This is a genomic window from Psychromonas sp. SA13A (assembly GCF_011378715.1).
GTDB lineage: Bacteria > Pseudomonadota > Gammaproteobacteria > Enterobacterales > Psychromonadaceae > Psychromonas.
Window position 1 is genome coordinate 35,368 of record NZ_WTKU01000027.1, and the last position, 16,963, is coordinate 52,330.

Genomic DNA, 16,963 nt, shown 5'->3' on the forward strand with positions numbered 1-16,963 from the left:
AATAAGTAAACCAAGTAATGAGCCTTCGCATTATGTATTGTTAATAGCGCATACAAGCCATATAATTTAATCAATACGCTTACCCATAATGTAAAATACAAGGTTATCAATGAATCCAATTATTGCAATTTTAAAAGAGCACAACGTAAGTGATGAAAAAGTAAAATCACTTTTTGAAGCATTAACTCAAAATCCTATGATGGCACTCAGCCTTGTGCAGGAACTAGGTATTCCTCCTGAACAATTAAAGCAGTTGATGGGGACAATAATGACTCAACCTCATTTAATTAAAGAAGCAACAGATGAACTAGGTTTAGACTTTGCAAAAGTACAAGAAGCAAAAGACAAATTAAATAATCCAGTTTAATTTAATCCAGTTTAATTATCAGCTAAAAGATAGGCGCCTGTCATTAGAGTGTTTCAAAGCATTGTTACTTAAAAGCTAAAAAATGCCGTTCAACTTGTGTGAGCGGCATTAAATAAGACCCTGAAATAATTAAGAGGGTAAACTCGCAAGTAAATTAAAAACCGAATTTTCCGTTATTATTTTTCCATTCTGATTCAGCAGGGATATTTTCAATGGTATCCCAATGCTCTACAATTTTACCGTTTTCTACACGAAATAAATCATAGAATGAAACGTGCTTATTCATAAAAGTACCTTCATTGATCGATAGAACAAAGTTACCTTCCCCTAAAATCAGATGATTTTTAGTCACAATCATTGGCATATTCATTTTCGCAAGTTCGCCTAACGCCTTACCTAGCCCACTTAAATCATCAGCTATTGCAGGGTTATGTTGAATATATCCCCCTTTTTTAGGGCTAATAAAATCACCAATTTTAGCCATATCACCATTAATTAAAATTGCATTAACAAAATTACTCACTAGCGCTTTATTTTCTGCTGTTTTATCTATATCAGTTACTTTAGTGGGTCCATCAAGTTGAGATCGACCACTAGGGTTGACAGGAGCAATGGCTTGTAAGTTATCCCAATGCTCGGTAATTTTTCCATCTTCAAATTTGAATATATCAAATCCAACTTTAGGACCAAAAAAATCATATTCGGTATGTGTGACGGTGTAAGCACCATCGGTAAATGCACGTTTAACTTGTGCTTTTGCACTGCCTTTAGGCAATTGATGAAGCACTTCACCAAAACCTGCTAAGCCATCTTTTACCGCTAAGTTATGTTGAACATATTTATTAGGATTAATGTAATTAATCGCTTTGACATCGCCAGTTTCTATACTTGAAATAACCGCAATGGCTTTTTCTTTATTGCTCAGTGTCGCGTCTGTATCAAGCGAATTATTTACTGCTGCACAGGCACTTAAGCTAAGTACTGCAGCGGCTAATATGCCGCGTGAAAGTATTGAAATTTTATTATTGTTTAGCATAGTCATTATGAACGCCCTTTTGTGGTCAATGCTTTAAATTATTCACTACTAATGAATAATGCTTGTTGGTTATATTTGTTGGTGATACTGAATATGACAACATTCTAAGGGGGATGGTGAAAAGGCAATAGAGTGTAGGTGAGCTTTTAAATGGTAAAAATCGAACCTATACCCAAAATAGAATGTGCAATTAAAACCTATAGGACAGGTATTTTATACTGCTTCTGAAATTGACTCGGTGTCGAGCCTACATGTTTCTTAAAATATTTTACAAAATTACTAACATCATCAAAACCAAAGTCATAAGCTAATTTTTGAGTGCTTAAGTTAGCAATGACTAAACGACGTTTCATCTCAATTAGCGTGAAAGCATCAATCATATTCTTAGCGGTTAAACCGGTACTAAGTTTACAAATAATGTTAAGTGTTTTATAAGTAATATTGAGCTTATTTGCATACCAGTTTGCATCACGCGTTGTTAAAAAATGTGCTTGCAACAAACTAAAAAAATCCCCCAGTTTAATACTTTGCCCTGTACTTAGGTTATCGTGACGCGATTGCGGGCGTAGTCTGTGTAGCATCAGTGCTAATGTAGAAAATAAATACATGACGATCAACGGATCAGATGCTGCATGCTTAATTTCGTGGCACATTTCATTTATAAACGTGTTGATACGAGAGTGATTTTCAGTATCAAGCATAAGCAGTGCAGTATGTTGCTGATTTAAATGTGTAGGTGTGTAATTAGGTAGGCGCATATTGGCATGTACACGGTCTAAAAATTTTTGTGTAAATAAAACTATATGCCCTTGTGGCTGAGCACTAAAGTCAAAGGCATGCACTTGTTCTGGTTGTACAAAGATAAGCGAACCAGGAGAGAAATTAACCGTTTTAAAGTCAACCATATGCTTCCCCTCCCCTTGATCGATACAAATTAATATAAAAAAAGAAACACGATGCGGTAGCTGGGGATTGTGTGAATTAATGTCTGTCAAATATAAGCGACTTAAAGGAATAACCTCCAACTCAGCTTGTTCACTTTTATTATGATTAAAACTTATATGTGGAATATTCATGTTAGCTCAATGCAAATGCGGTCAATTATCTAAAGGGTATCAAGTTTAGGTATAAGTAGTATTACAGGCTAAAGGAATACTAACCATCTTATGTATAGAGTGCTAATAATGACATATTTGGCTTATGATAATTACCATTTTTATTGGTAACGAATAAACAAAATTAATACCGTATCATGATCTTATTTTAGTCAAACAAAAATTGAAACTTGTCCCTTTACCTATTTGGCTTTCAACACTAATTTCAGAATGCAATAAACGTAATAACTTTTGTGTGATAGCCAATCCCAAACCACCGTGTTCTTTACTGTCACAAATAGCATTACTAGCACGGTAACGAGCATCAAAAATATACGCTAATTCATTTTCATTAATTCCAGTACCATTATCGATAACCGATAGATTAAGTTGGTTATTTGTCTTTTCATCAACCTGTATTGTAATTTTTCCACCTGTTGCGGTATGCCTAATCGCATTATCAATTAAGTTACTTAATATCCTTTCTAATTTACCGATATCTGTATAAACCAAAAACTCACATTGCTCGGGAGATATATTCAGGGTTAACCCTTTTTCTTGTAAGCGATGTTGAAATTTAGCGGCAATGTCATGTAATAACTCAGCCAAAGGAAAGGTCTCTAAATCTAAAGTGACTTGTCCACCATCTAGATGTGCTAATTCAAAAATTTGATCTACTAGTTTTTTTAGTTGATTCGCATTTTTAAAAGCAATATCGATAAATCGCTGATGTTGTTCGCTACTGAGTTGAGCCCCTTTTAATTGAATCGTTTCAAGGTATCCCTGTAAAGCAGCAAGCGGTGTACGTAAGTCATGAGAGAGATCCGTTAACATCTCTCGTCGTTTTTTGTCGTTTGCCTGTAATTGCACAAATTGATAATTAATTTGCTCAGCCATTTCATTAAACGCACTGCCTAGCTCATGAATTTCATTATGCTTAGCCGCTGGCCATTGCTGTAATATGACCTTGTTTTTTTCAAATCCAGCTTGTTTAAAGGCACGAATGTTTTCGGTCAACTTTTTTAAGGGATGAGTCAAAAAACGCAATAACGCCATCAATACTAAAAAAAAGAAAACCATCACACTAAATAAAAAAACCAACGATTGTGAGAGATGTTGTTCTGACAAAACGTCGGCAAAAATCGAATCATACTTTTCACCACCAATGATGATATATAGATAACCTTGTAAATTATCACCATTATAAATAGGTGCCGCTGAGAATATTTTTTGCGCACAACTTCCACCCGTACATTGATTCCGCGGATCGTCTCCATAGATAGGTAAAGGTTTTTTATGAGCTATAAAATCAACTAAAGGTGTAATGCTAACTTGTTCACGCTTTACTTTACCTGGCTCAGCTGAATAACTGAGAATACTGCCACTCGGGGCAATAAAATAAAACTCAAAGCTTGGTCCAAGGATCATTAAACTATGGAACAGGTTTTTTAATTCACGATAATCATAAACGCCTTCTTTTAATAAAGGGTTATCGTTGCCTAAGTGCTCGGCTAATTGAAGGTGCAAACGTTGCTCAGCTTCATGACGAGAGCTGACTTCAAGTTTTGCAGACCACCATGCAAATGTGCAGGCAATAGCAATAAAAAGGAGTACTAACGCAATAGTAATGCGCTGATAAAGAGAAAGTATCATCAAGCAACACCTTCAGGGCTAAACTTATAACCCACGCCAAAAACGGTTTGAATGATCGCTGGCATTGTCTTATTAGTCACTTCAGGTTGCCCTATCACTAATTTATTACGTAGGCGATTAATATGTGAATTAACCGTATGTTCATAACCACTATGTTGATAGCCCCATACTTTATCTAATAGCTGAGCACGAGAAAAAACTTGGCTAGGGTGTTGCGCCATGAAACACAGTAGGTCAAATTCTGTTGAGGTCAAATCAATGCTTGTTTCACGCAGAACGACTTCATGTGTGCGACGATTAATCATTAATTCACCATGGCAAATGATGCTATTTTGTTCACCATCAGTAGATGTGTGGGTGGTCTGAGCTTGGTTATTTTGCAATAAATGCACTCGACGCAAAAGCGCATGCACCCGTGCTTGCAACTCTCTAACACTAAATGGTTTAGACATGTAATCATCGGCCCCTAATTCAAGGCCAACGACTCTATCAATTTCAGAGGTACGTGCAGTTAACATTAAAATTGCTTGCTCTTGCTTTACTTCTCTGATTTTTCTACACACATCTAAACCACTACAACCAGGTAAAGTGATGTCTAGTATCAAGATAGAGAAATCATTATTTAAGGCTTGTATAATCGCCTCTTCACCATTATCACAGTGAGTAACTTGTAAACCTAAATCTTGCATATGCACTTTAACCAATTCCGCGATATCTTGGTCATCTTCAACGATTAAAATGCTATCTGCCATGATTCATCTCACTATCAATTTTGCCTATTCACTATCCTAACAACTTAGCTACAACAAATAGGCTTTAATGGTTTATTTAATGCGTGTAATAGTAACAGACATCACAGGGTTATCGAACTTCTGCTGATAAGTGAGAGCGGAGGTACTCAAACCATCATCACCACTGATAATACCAGCATGCATCGCTACAAAGTTGTTTCTATCATCGCGATCAGGATTATAAGCCTCCCCACCAGCTGCGGGGCCAGGAACAGTTTCTGCACTTTCGCTGTTCGCTTCTGTGCCAGCGTCGTAAGCCAATGTGCGATAAGTCACTGAATCATTAACAGCAAAGCTTTCTAACGCTATTTTATTAAGACCTGTAAACGCATCATTTGAATTACCTAACATACTCGCAAATGACAAATAACTCACCGTGTTAGTATAAGAAACAGTTACCGTTGTTGTCTCGCCGGGTAATACAGGTCCAGTACTCTGTGCAGAGCTTGTGACTATGCTGCTACTTTGTAACTGGCTACTATCGCCCGATTCAGCCAATAGTTCTAAGGCATCGGAAGCGGTCTCTCCAACACGCCATAGTTCACCGCTATTATGTAAGATCAACGCTGGTGGTGAAATAGGCTGACCATTGGTTAAATTACTTAGGGTTACTTGATACGTTACAGGCGTTGTAGTTACTGTAGCGGAATTCGTATTGTCATCACAGGCCACTAATATGAGAGCGGCCGTTGTCGCCAACGCGACTTTAGTCAATTTAATCATTAAAGCCTCCTTATTCGACAACAACGGTCAACTTTGCGACAGGATTTAACCAACGATGTACACGGCTGTCAAAGTCACTGATACCGGCATCAGAGTCAGAATCACCAATCACTCCAGGATGGATATGGACATTGCTATTACCTATTTCAGCGGTCACACCCGATGCGCCCGTTGACGTTATCCCAATAGGATTGGGTACATTACTAATAATTTCATCATTTGCTTCTGTGCCTGCGTCGTAGGCATTTAATAGCACAGTATAAGTACCCGCTTGAGTGGGTATCTTCCAGCTATCTAAACCAACAAAACCATCATTAGTTGGCAGCATCATGGCCGCTAAAGAAAGGTAATCATTACCGTCACTATTAGTTAAAGTGAACTCAGTGTTAGCACCCGATCCTAATAAACCACCAGCGGGATTAGTAACAATATCCGCACCGTAACCACTTAATAATACGTTCACTCCGTCGATACTTCCGCCCTCAGCTAATGCTTGTAGTTCATCAGAGGCAGCTTCAGCTGAATGAAAAATAGCAGCTTGTGAATCATGTGCTGCGGCAATAACAGGTGTAAAGCTAATACCTTGGGTTAAATTAACCAGTGTGATAGTTAAGTCTTGCGCTTGGCTTGCTACACTAAATAAACCTGCAAAGCCTGCGGCAATAAGATGCTTGTTTGACATGAAAAAACTCCCTTTAATCGTAAATGAATTATTTATATTTAAATATGTTTTGAATATTGTTTTGAATATTGTTTTGAATATTGTTTACTGGGTTGATGGAGAGAGTATGCCCATGAGATATCACGCGGTTATCACGAAGGCTTCACTATTTAGTGTTGAATTGTTCGCATTGTTATTACAACTATTGTCGAGGTTAATGGTTAAATAATGACGCGTGTTTTTTTGCATATTCATTAACAGTACGTATAATCCGCCTTTCAAAAATCAATAAGAGCGAACCATGAACGAACAATACGAGAACCGCTTTGGTGGGATAAAACGTCTATATGGCACCACTGCACTACAAAAATTCCAAAACAGTCATATCTGTGTGATTGGAATTGGTGGCGTTGGCTCTTGGGTTGTTGAATCATTAGCCCGTTCAGGTATTGGAAAAATCACATTAATCGATATGGATGACCTGTGTGTCACGAATACTAATCGCCAAGTACATGCATTGGCGGAAACCGTTGGCCAGCAAAAAATTGAAGTGATGGCAGCGCGCTGCAAACAAATTAATCCAGATATTATTGTTAATTGTATTGATGACTTTATTGATAAAGAAAACTGTTTTGAATATTTGTCTAAGGACATGGATTACATCTTTGATGCCATTGATAGTATTCATGCCAAAGTCGCTTTGGTGGCGCATTGCAAACGTAATAAATATCCTTTGCTCACCTGTGGCGGTGCCGGTGGCCAGTTAGATCCAACACAAATCCAAGTAACCGATTTAGCCAGGACAATCCAAGATCCGCTGGCGGCAAAAGTGCGCTCAGAGTTACGTCGACACTTCAACTTTACCACCAACCCCAAACGTAAATTTCGTATCAACTGTGTCTTCTCAACGGAGCAATTAAGTTACCCAGATATGAATGGGGAAGTATGCAAAGAAAAAGCAGAGTCAGACGGTAATATGAAGATGGATTGTGCCAGTGGTTTTGGCGCATCAACCATGGTCACAGCAAGCTTCGCTTTTGTGGGTAGCGCGTTTATCCTTAAGAAAATAGCTGAAAAAGCTAAAAGTGAATAAAGCACAAAATAAAAGCATTTAACCACGAAGCGCTCCGCTTCACGAAGAACACGAAGTAAGAAAAATGGGAAGTTTAAAAACCAACAAACTCGACTATTTCACTTGTTTTTGGCTTCTACCTTTTTCTGCTATGTCTTTAACCTGTTTTTGACCTCACCTTCTCTACTCTTCGTGCCTTCGTGGTTAAACAGCTTTTGACTTTAAAGATAATCACCACGAAGCGCTTCGCTTCACGAAGGACACGAAGTAAGAAAAATAGGAAGTTTAAAAGCTAATAAAACTAGTCATTTTATTTATTTTGGTTCTTATCTTTTTCTGCTTTGCTTTTGCTTAACCTATTTTTGATCTTTCCTTCTCTATTCTTCGTGCCTTCGTGGTTAAACAGCTTTTGACTTTAAAGATAATCACCACGAAGCGCTGCGCTTCACGAAGGATATGAAGTAAAAAAATGGGAGGTTTAAAAACCAACAAACTCGACTATTTCACTTGTTTTTGGCTTCTACCTTTTTCTGCTTTGTGTTTAACCTGTTTTTGACCTTACCTTCTCCAATCTTCGAGGCTAAACAGCTTTTGACCTTAAATTCCTTAGCCCTTTCGTGTTTAAGGCGTTTTTTGGCCTTATCTTCTCTAATCTTCGTGACTTCGTGGTTAAACCGCTTTTGATCTTTACCGATTTATATCTTCGAGTTTAATCAGGTTTCGCTAAACCATGCCTTCGTGGTTAATAAGCTTTTGATCTTATACAACAAGCCCTAGCGAAAAACACCTATAAAAAAAGCGATGTGATTATTCACATCGCTTTTTAGCTTTAACCCTATTAACTATAACTATAACTATAATCATAACTATATAAGATAAGTTGAGCTGTATTAACTGAACTATAAAAGCCTGAACACATAGCGCTCAACAATAAAGGTTAGCTTTTAGATAAATCTAATAACTCCCTTAACGCAACCTGACACATACTAAACTCAGGCATGCTTACCGCCGATAATGCTTCGGCCATTTTGTGCCAGCGAGTCGCTAAGCTCTGATGTTGTGACTCCCAATCAACATAAGCTTTTTCAACATTTTTCCCTTCTAAGGTCAATAAAATCGCTCTGGTGATACGCTTTTGTTGCCACTCTAAATCATCACGCATCGCTTCTCTTGCTAGTGACTGCCAATGACTATCAACCGGTAACAAGTTCAACTGCGAAGAGATATCAGCTAGCTTTAACTTCTCTTCAGAATGGAAGAAAACATGTGCAGCTAATTGAGGATCAATTTTCAATTTATTCGCAACATCAATAATATTTAACAGTGCATATGACTGTTCAGTATTAGATAACTTCTCCGCCAATGCAGCTGGTACACCTTCTTTTGTAACACTATCCAATTCTCGTTGACGCTGCTGTAAACCACGCTCACTCAGTAACTGAGGTAAGTTAGCTTTAACGGCATGTAATGAAGATTTATACTTTTTAATCAAGCATGCACAATCAAGTTGATCTCTATGTCGTCTCACAATCCAACGTGAAGCATGGCGTACCATACGCATTAATCGATTGCTAAGTTTCGCTTGAACGGCATTATCAATTTGATTATCAAGTGATTCAATCTCTTCCAATAATTCAGGTAGATTGAAAATATCACGCGCAATAACCCAAGATTTTGCAAGCTCTAAGAACGAACAACCGGTGCTAGCCATAATACGATGAGCAAACGTTGCTCCCATCACATTAAACAAATCATTACTGACTTGAGTAGCAACAATTTCAGACAATAGCGGATGCTCATGTATTTCATTCTTATAGGATTTAACTAATTCAGCTGGGAATATTTTCTCTGCTTCTTTTGCTAAATAACCATCTTCTGCAATTCGAGCCTTAGCCAGTTGCTCTTTCATTTCATTTTTTGCATAGGACAATAAAACTGAAATACATGGACGCATTAAACCAAGACCGGCATTTTTACGTTCAGTGATAGTTTCATCACTTGGGATAACCTCTAACGCTCTATTTAATTTACCCTTTTCTTCTTGGCTATCAATTAAACCGCGGTACTCTTCAATACATTTATCCCCATTTTTATAAGACAGGCTAATGCTTTGTGCTTGACGGTAATTATTATGCAATACCAATTCAGAAACTTGCCCAGTCATATTTTGTAACCAAACATTACGCTGCTTAACGGTTAAATCGCCTTTTGATACTAATTTATCCAATAAGATTTTAATGTTAACTTCTAAATCCGAACAGTTAACCCCTGCCGCATTATCAATCGCATCGGTAAAGCACTGCCCACCGTTTAACGAATACTCAATACGCGCACTTTGTGTCATGCCTAAGTTGCCACCTTCCCCAATCACTTTACAGCGTAATTCTGCACCATTAACACGTAGATTATCATTCGCTTTATCGCCTACATCAGCGTGGCTTTCTTGCTTACTCTTAACATACGTACCGATACCGCCATTCCATAACAGGTCAACAGACGCTTTAAGCAATAACGAAATCAATTCCGTCGGTGTTACTTTGCCGGCTTTAATAGCAAAGGCTTTAGCCATTTCAGGTGTAACTGTAATAGATTTAGCTGAACGTTCAAAAATGCCACCACCAGCAGAAATCAGCTTAGCGTTATAATCTGCCCAGCTCGTTCTTGGTGTATCAAATAAACGTTGGCGCTCTTCAAAGCTCGCATCTAAATCTTTAGGGTTCGGGTCAATAAAGATGTGTAAATGGTTAAAGGCCGCTAATAATTTAATCTTCTTAGAACATAGCATGCCATTACCAAATACATCGCCAGCCATATCGCCAATACCAATCGCGGTAATAGGTTGTTCTTGAACGTTAATCCCTAACTCTCTGAAATGACGTTGCACACTAATCCAAGCACCTTTTGCAGTGATCCCCATTTTTTTATGGTCATACCCGTTACTGCCACCCGATGCAAAAGCATCGTTTAGCCAGAAGTTTCTATCGGTTGCTAACTCATTAGCAATATCAGAGAAAGTTGCAGTTCCTTTGTCAGCAGCGACCACTAAATAAGGGTCATCATTATCGTAGCGCACCACTTGTTGTGGTGGGATTAAATTACCCGCTTCAAGGTTATCCGTAATATCCAGTAACGCGCTAATGAACATCTTGTAACACGCAATACCTTCTTGCATAAATGTATCGCGATCCATGGCAGGCGTTAAATACTTAGCAACAAAGCCACCTTTTGCGCCAACCGGTACTATCACAGAGTTTTTAACTTGCTGTGCTTTTACCAGGCCTAAAACTTCAGTACGGTAGTCTTCTCCACGGTCAGACCAACGTAATCCACCACGTGCAACACTACCCCCACGTAAATGTACACCTTCAAAGCGAGGTGAATAGACAAACACTTCATAACTTAAGCGTGGTAATGGAATTTCACTGATTTTTTTATGGTCGAATTTAAAGCTGATGTAATCTTTAAATTGCCCACCTTCTTGTTGAAAATAATTACTACGAATGGTCGCCATAATCAACTCAACAAACTTACGAAGTACCCTGTCATCATTAAGGTTACTAACCTCGTTTAAAGATTCTAAAATATCGTTTTCTAATTGTGCTTGTTTTTCGATGCTAACTTTAAGCTCAGGATTAAAACGAGCATGAAATAAGCTCACGATTTGTTTTACATAACCGCTATGTTCAAGCAATGTTTTTGCCATTGCAAAATGACTAAAACCGAAACGAATTTGTTTTAAGTATTTTGCATAGGCACGTAACATAGCGATATCACGCCAATCAATACCGGCACCTAAAATCAATTTATTAAATGGGTCGTTATCTGCTTTTGAATACCAAACAGCTAAAAAAGCATCGGAAAATAGATGACGGAAGTTTTCAGGGTCAAAACCATTATCGCCAACATACAATAAAGTGAAATCATATAACCAGAAGGTATTCTCACCCACTGGGCATACTTGATAAGGGTACTCTTGCGCAACTTGTAACCCTAAGTTTTCTAAAATAGGGATAAGATCCGATAATAATAATGCGCCATCTTGATGGAAAAGTTTTAATTTTAGACCACTGTTATTCGCTTCAATTGAGCGATAGAAACGCAAAGCCATTGAACGTTCTGGTGATAAATATAACGATTCAATACGGTCAATATCTGCTACTGCAACACGAGAGCTAAAGCTTTCTTGGTAACTACTTGGGAAAGCAGATTGATATTTACGAGTCAGTTTTACTGCTGTTTCTTCACCATACTGTTCAAACAATGAATCTTGTAACTCTTCATGCCACGCTTTAGTGATTTGTTGCATACGCAACTGGATAGCATCAACTTCTAACTCACCTTCATAGGCTTTATCCAAGTGGATCACTAAACGTAAACGTGCAAGGTTTGATTCACTTAAATAGGTTTGGAAGTCACTGTCAGCGATTGGCATAGTACGTGATAATAACTCGACAAATTTAAGTCTAACTTCAGTATTGTAAACATCACGAGGAACATACAATAAAGCAGTAACAAAGCGTTTATTACCGTCAGTTCTTAAGAACAATTTAAGCTGTTTTCTTTCCTGCGCATGTAAAACTTCGATAACATTATGAAGTAACGTTTTTTCATCACATAACAATAAATCTTCAACCGCATAGGTCGATAATATTTGCGTTAACTCTTTGTAATAATGCCCACCGAGACTTAATCCCGATTGCGCTAATATATTACTGATTTTTTGACGTATAACAGGAATACCTAACGGGCTACCACTATAAACAGATGAAGTATAAAGGCCTATAAAACGAAGTCCGCCAATTAATACCCCTTGTTTATTAAACTGTTTCACATATACAACATCAGGGTAAGCAATACGATGCACCATGGCACGTTGTGACGCTTTACTAAAGTGCAATAAAGAAGGATCTTGTAACTCTTGTACACAGTCAAACTGTGCTTTATCTTGCATAAAATCTTTGTGTTTTAATAAACCTAACTGGCTATCTTTAACAATAGAAATTACATTATCTTTAACTGTAAATTGATCACAAGCGAGGAAAGTAAAGTGGTCGTCAGCCATCCAATCCAAATAAGTTTGTTGCTCAGTAAAGTCAGATTTTGATGCGATAGCGCTGACAGCTTTTTTACTGGTTGCAATAGCCCCTTTTACTTTGTCGATCATCTGATGATAATCATCAACCACTTGCGATACATTCGCTAATGCCTTCTCCAAGCTTTTTTGAATTTTAGCGCGCTCTGTCGATGACGTTGTTTGGTCAATTTCAATATATAACAACAGCTCAGTATCATTGTCTGTATTTAATTTTTTCAACTTGCCAGAAGCACCACGCTCACTGTGTATTTCACTATAAAAAATACGATGTAATTTAGTGTTCTGTTTGTTTAATGTTATTTTTACCGTATCAATAACAAACGGAATATTACGGCTTAATACACTGATAACGGTATGGCTAGATTGCCACTCGTCCTGCTCAACATCAGGGTTGAATACTTTTACTTTGGCTGTTTCACCTTTCCATTGATGCACTTCTCGCCACAATGAAACCGTTAAGCCAGATAAATCATCTGGGCTGATAGTGGCTAAATCAACAATGCTAACATCACGATAAATAGCATTAATAAAACTTTGTAGGAGAGATTGTTCGCGTGTTGGGAAATGTGCTTTTAATCGCGAGAATATTTGTTCTAGGATATCTGATTTTTGATTCAATTTTATATTCATAATATAACCTGTCTAATGACGTGAAGTAGCTTGCAGGGCTAAGGCTATGTCAAATAAATAAATACACAATACAATAAGTTAATAAGCGTTTATCAGAGCACAAAAAACATGAAAAAATCCTTCATTAGACCTTTACAAAAAAAACTTTTGTCACTTTCCGTAACTTAAAATATCGAAGAACATCATAACCACACTAGTAGCAAGGCTTTGAGAGGTGTAAAACTAAAAATCAACACTTGAAAAGATTGATGATGTAGTTAAGTGATGACCTCATAAATTGTTCCAATCTCATGATTCTTTTTATTTTATATTGGCTATTTTAAAGTTTTACCAATAATAACTTCATCGTTAATAAAATCTGCATAAACTAATATGGAATACAAAGCTAAAAAAGCCCGTCGAAGTGAAGAGAACAATATCTTTTTCAGCTAACTTATTTCCTGTCTAGTCTTTATATGCAAAACTTTCCTCGTTAGAATTTTATATAAGCTGGGGGACTAACGTTCTATCATTTGTATTACTTGGTATAATAATTACCTATATTATTCCACCCAAATGATTAACCAATAAATATATCTTAAAGCCGTCCCCCACAACCATTTCCCTTTTACCTCGCTTGCTGTATCTGCAAATACTTTATGCCATATTATTAGCTCTAAAAATCATGTGTAGATAAGCAATTAATAAAATATTTTTTAATACATTGAGATATATCCTAAGTAAAAGTTATTGCCCCCTATAGTTCGACTAGTGAAAGGCGATAACGAATGTTATGCATCCAATCACCTTTATTCTAGGGCTTCTTCTACGTTTTCGAATGCCATCAGTTATTAACTGCTATTCAAAAATAGGTTTAACTTTATTGCAGAAAGCATCTACATGGCAAAAAATAGGCTATAAATTATTCATAACCAACACCTCAGGAATAATGGTCACATAGCTCTAATCTATACAGTGTCTTTTTAGTTCACTTAGATTACGATTTTAATCTTGAACTGAGGGTAGTTATACATAACTAATTAAAAATTTAAAAAAAGATAAATAACGCATGAAGACAGAAAAAATTTATTATTTTTATAAAATCAACGAAGGCTCATCATAAAATACACCTAAAGGTTGTAAATTATTAAATTCTAGTTAATGTTTGTTCAAGATATTTTCATATATTGAATTTCTCTTGTTTTAAATTAACTAATTAAAAACTATAAATAAGGAATCAACATGGCGTACGTAAATATTGATGGTCAAAAGTATGAGAAAGAGTTACTAGACTTAGCAAAAGAGCACACCACAGGCAAAGGTGAAGGTAAATTATCAAAAGATGAAGTTGTTGATCTTTTTACTTCTGCTAAAGATGGCACTGGTGTCACTGATACTGAAAAAGCAACGTTAGTATATATACGTGCTAACTTTGAATTTACCAACGCAGCAGCAAAAGATTTCGATGAAGCCTTTGATGCACTGTAAAAGTAGTTAATGTTTAATAATCCGTGTATGCCATACGCGGGTTTTATATTTATCCTTCCTGTAAAAACTACTATTCTTGAGAAAACCTAAGTAATTTTTAACGAGCAATGAAACTATCAACCTATTTTCACACCTAATTGTCTGCAGATTAATTCTCTGTAAATTATAATGTCCAAATCGATTTAACCACTTTTTATCGTAATGCTAATAATGGCCTTCTGTTTCTCTAGTTGTTATTCAGATAAAGAAAAACAACTAAATTAGTTCTTATTTAGACACAAAAAACTCACCGAAATGAGCTTTTTTGCAGTAACCATTCTGGATAGCAGAAATTATTTAATTCAAGGCGCTTGATTGCGACGTTTAGTGTTTCTTAAACAAATGATTAAGCAACGACGAAGTAGACTTTTTATGCAGTCAGAATTTACATTCTGACCGCCCATATATAACTTATCAACTTGTTTTTATTATATTAATCACATGGGGGGCATTAAATACCCCACCAACTCACGACTAAATCTAACCAATTGAATTTTAATAAATTGACTAGTGAATTTAATATGAATAACTGTTTATCAGTTTTTCAAAAAAGTCCTAATTCCTAACTATATTTTTCCAAATAAAGAGTCAACTTTGCCACTGAAGCGCTCACACGAAGATTAATATCTATGGCTCAGCTTGAAGCATTGATATCACCCAACGTTGCAACGCATCTTCACTGTAGCGCGGATGCCAAGCAGCGATAACATCGAATTTATCGGGAGACTCTTCAAGTTTTATTTCAATTAAATCCAATCCTTTAATTGCACGCGAGGGCAAAAAAGCAATAGAGTCCGTTGTTTCAAGGTACATTGGCACTATTGAAAAACAAGGTGCAGAAACCACTACATTTCTTTTAAAACCAAATGTTTTGAACCAATCATCAATAGAGCCTTTAAAGTTAGGCCTTGAAGGAGATGCGATAATGCTTGGATATTGAGCAACCTCAGCTAACGAGGGCTGACTTTGTAAAATAGAAGCGCCCTGTGAAGCGACACAAACATGGTGTTCTTCAAATAATTTTAAAATAGGATAACTATCTGGAATATAATCCGGAAAGGCAATCGCTAAGTTAACGTTGCCACTTTCCATCAATTCATTGAGCTTATCAATTTCAAAATCTCTAACTATCAATTTTAAATTAGGCGCTTGTATCCTTATTATTGAAATCAACGCAGGCAATACTATTTGCTGTGCATAATCGGTTGCAGCAATAACAAATGACCCTTCTACAGTATTAGGGTCAAAGTGGGTAGGTGATAATAAAGCATTAAAATCATTAAGGAGTTTATCAACACTAAACGATAGCGTTTGTGCAAAGGGGGTAGCAATAAATCCACTGGTTTTTCGAAGAAACAACCTATCTTCAAAAACATCACGTAATTTTTTTAAGTGCTCGCTCACAGCTTGCTGTGTAAGCCCCAATTGAGCTGCTGCTTTCGATGCGCTTTGCTCACGAATTATCGCTTGAAACACACGTAGCTGCTTAATATCTAATCTATCTAATTTACTCAAATTTATCTCTCTCTTGTTATGTTATTTATAAGATAACACTTAACCATTAATACCTGTAACACTAACAAAAAAGGTTTGTTTTTAATTGTTTAATTTTTTGTTTAATATCATCCCATCAAAATAAATCAACGGAGAAGAAAATGAAAACAGTAATTTTAATTGGTGCACTAGGTAAAATGGGTCAAGCCGCGTTAACTGGTTTAGGCAATCATAATGTGATTACAGCAGGTCGCTCTGGCGATGTTGACCACATTGTAGATATAACGAATGAACAATCAATTAGAGCGCTTTATGAAAAAGTAGGTGCTTTTGACGCGGTTGTTAATACTGTTGGCTTTTGTGAATATGCTAATTTCACAGAGATGACTGAGGCACAATGGATGACCACCGTGATGAGTAAAATGATGGGCCAAATTAACTTAGTACGTATTGGACAAGAATACATCTCAGATGCAGGCTCATTTACTTTAATTAGTGGTATTTTAAATAAAAAACCTATCCCTTACGCTATTGCAGATGCTACAACGAGTGGTGCAATCGATACTTTCGTTAAAATTGTTTCTTTAGAAATGCCAAGAAATATACGTATCAATGTAGTCAATCCAACTGTGTTAGTTGAAGCATGGGATGTCTACGGAGAAATGATGCCTGGCTTTGAACCCGTACCAGGGAAGTTAGTTGGTAAAGCGTTTGAGCGATCAGTTGATGGTTTCATTAATGGTGAAGTCATTGTTGTTGATGCTTAAATAAGTTAAAAGCGATCCATTTGGGTCGCTTTTTATTATAAATCATCACGTTATCCTCAGCTTTTTATGTTATC

The 16,963-nt window shown here is 36.7% G+C and carries 12 protein-coding genes; 4 read left to right on the top strand and 8 right to left on the bottom strand.

Annotated features, from left to right (window positions below):
- The first annotated feature begins 109 nt into the window (after positions 1 to 109).
- On the top strand, positions 110 to 367 hold the full coding sequence (locus GQR44_RS17615) for a DUF2999 family protein (RefSeq protein ID WP_166372996.1): 258 nt from the start codon (positions 110 to 112) through the stop codon (positions 365 to 367).
- Positions 368 to 521: 154 nt separating this feature from the next.
- Here the strand turns inward: GQR44_RS17615 and GQR44_RS17620 are convergent, their stop codons facing one another.
- The 6 genes from GQR44_RS17620 to GQR44_RS17645 all read right to left on the bottom strand — a co-directional run bounded on the left by GQR44_RS17620 (position 522) and on the right by GQR44_RS17645 (position 6,346).
- Positions 522 to 1,409: a hypothetical protein gene (locus GQR44_RS17620; RefSeq protein ID WP_166372997.1), complete on the bottom strand. Its 888-nt coding sequence runs from the start codon at positions 1,407 to 1,409 to the stop codon at positions 522 to 524.
- Positions 1,410 to 1,600: 191 nt separating this feature from the next.
- Positions 1,601 to 2,479: a helix-turn-helix transcriptional regulator gene (locus GQR44_RS17625; RefSeq protein WP_166372998.1), complete on the bottom strand. Its 879-nt coding sequence runs from the start codon at positions 2,477 to 2,479 to the stop codon at positions 1,601 to 1,603.
- A 174-nt stretch (positions 2,480 to 2,653) separates the two neighbouring features.
- Positions 2,654 to 4,150 carry a HAMP domain-containing sensor histidine kinase gene (locus tag GQR44_RS17630; protein ID WP_166372999.1) on the bottom strand — a complete coding sequence of 499 codons (1,497 nt, stop codon included), beginning with the start codon at positions 4,148 to 4,150 and terminating at the stop codon, positions 2,654 to 2,656.
- Entirely contained in the window at positions 4,150 to 4,902 is a 753-nt protein-coding gene (locus GQR44_RS17635; RefSeq protein WP_166373000.1) for a response regulator transcription factor, read from the bottom strand. The genes GQR44_RS17630 and GQR44_RS17635 overlap by 1 nt, the downstream gene beginning before the upstream one ends.
- Positions 4,903 to 4,974: 72 nt before the next feature.
- On the bottom strand, positions 4,975 to 5,664 hold the full coding sequence (locus GQR44_RS17640; RefSeq protein ID WP_166373001.1) for a spondin domain-containing protein: 690 nt from the start codon (positions 5,662 to 5,664) through the stop codon (positions 4,975 to 4,977).
- Between the two features lie 10 nt (positions 5,665 to 5,674).
- Complete coding sequence (locus GQR44_RS17645; RefSeq protein WP_166373002.1) at positions 5,675 to 6,346, bottom strand: spondin domain-containing protein; 672 nt, start codon at positions 6,344 to 6,346, stop codon at positions 5,675 to 5,677.
- A 280-nt stretch (positions 6,347 to 6,626) separates the two neighbouring features.
- Here GQR44_RS17645 and tcdA point away from each other — a divergent pair, with 280 nt between their 5' ends.
- Positions 6,627 to 7,418, top strand: a complete 792-nt coding sequence (tcdA, locus tag GQR44_RS17650) for a tRNA cyclic N6-threonylcarbamoyladenosine(37) synthase TcdA (protein ID WP_166373003.1) — start codon at positions 6,627 to 6,629, stop codon at positions 7,416 to 7,418.
- Positions 7,419 to 8,334: 916 nt separating this feature from the next.
- Here the strand turns inward: tcdA and GQR44_RS17655 are convergent.
- The gene (locus GQR44_RS17655) at positions 8,335 to 13,122 is read right to left on the bottom strand and encodes an NAD-glutamate dehydrogenase (protein WP_166373004.1); all 4,788 of its coding nucleotides are present in this window, start codon (positions 13,120 to 13,122) and stop codon (positions 8,335 to 8,337) included.
- Between the two features lie 1,221 nt (positions 13,123 to 14,343).
- Here GQR44_RS17655 and GQR44_RS17660 point away from each other — a divergent pair.
- The gene (locus tag GQR44_RS17660; RefSeq protein WP_166373005.1) at positions 14,344 to 14,589 is read left to right on the top strand and encodes a hypothetical protein; all 246 of its coding nucleotides are present in this window, start codon (positions 14,344 to 14,346) and stop codon (positions 14,587 to 14,589) included.
- 666 nt (positions 14,590 to 15,255) lie between these two features.
- Here the strand turns inward: GQR44_RS17660 and GQR44_RS17665 are convergent.
- Positions 15,256 to 16,143 (bottom strand): LysR family transcriptional regulator, encoded by an 888-nt coding sequence (locus tag GQR44_RS17665; RefSeq protein WP_166373006.1) that lies wholly within the window; start codon positions 16,141 to 16,143, stop codon positions 15,256 to 15,258.
- A 140-nt stretch (positions 16,144 to 16,283) separates the two neighbouring features.
- On the opposite strand from GQR44_RS17665, the gene GQR44_RS17670 reads away from it, so the two are divergent.
- Entirely contained in the window at positions 16,284 to 16,889 is a 606-nt protein-coding gene (locus GQR44_RS17670; RefSeq protein WP_166371663.1) for a short chain dehydrogenase, read from the top strand.
- Positions 16,890 to 16,963 lie beyond the last annotated feature (74 nt).

Bases quoted from the DNA above. Each gene is read 5' to 3' on its own strand.
- GQR44_RS17640 (WP_166373001.1), bottom strand. From the start codon at position 5,664: ATGATTAAATTGACTAAAGTCGCGTTGGCGACAACGGCCGCTCTCATA.
- tcdA (WP_166373003.1), top strand. From the start codon at position 6,627: ATGAACGAACAATACGAGAACCGCTTTGGTGGGATAAAACGTCTATAT.
- GQR44_RS17625 (WP_166372998.1), bottom strand. From the start codon at position 2,479: ATGAATATTCCACATATAAGTTTTAATCATAATAAAAGTGAACAAGCT.
- GQR44_RS17615 (WP_166372996.1), top strand. From the start codon at position 110: ATGAATCCAATTATTGCAATTTTAAAAGAGCACAACGTAAGTGATGAA.
- GQR44_RS17660 (WP_166373005.1), top strand. From the start codon at position 14,344: ATGGCGTACGTAAATATTGATGGTCAAAAGTATGAGAAAGAGTTACTA.
- GQR44_RS17670 (WP_166371663.1), top strand. From the start codon at position 16,284: ATGAAAACAGTAATTTTAATTGGTGCACTAGGTAAAATGGGTCAAGCC.
- GQR44_RS17635 (WP_166373000.1), bottom strand. From the start codon at position 4,902: ATGGCAGATAGCATTTTAATCGTTGAAGATGACCAAGATATCGCGGAA.
- GQR44_RS17630 (WP_166372999.1), bottom strand. From the start codon at position 4,150: ATGATACTTTCTCTTTATCAGCGCATTACTATTGCGTTAGTACTCCTT.
- GQR44_RS17655 (WP_166373004.1), bottom strand. From the start codon at position 13,122: ATGAATATAAAATTGAATCAAAAATCAGATATCCTAGAACAAATATTC.
- GQR44_RS17645 (WP_166373002.1), bottom strand. From the start codon at position 6,346: ATGTCAAACAAGCATCTTATTGCCGCAGGCTTTGCAGGTTTATTTAGT.
- GQR44_RS17620 (WP_166372997.1), bottom strand. From the start codon at position 1,409: ATGACTATGCTAAACAATAATAAAATTTCAATACTTTCACGCGGCATA.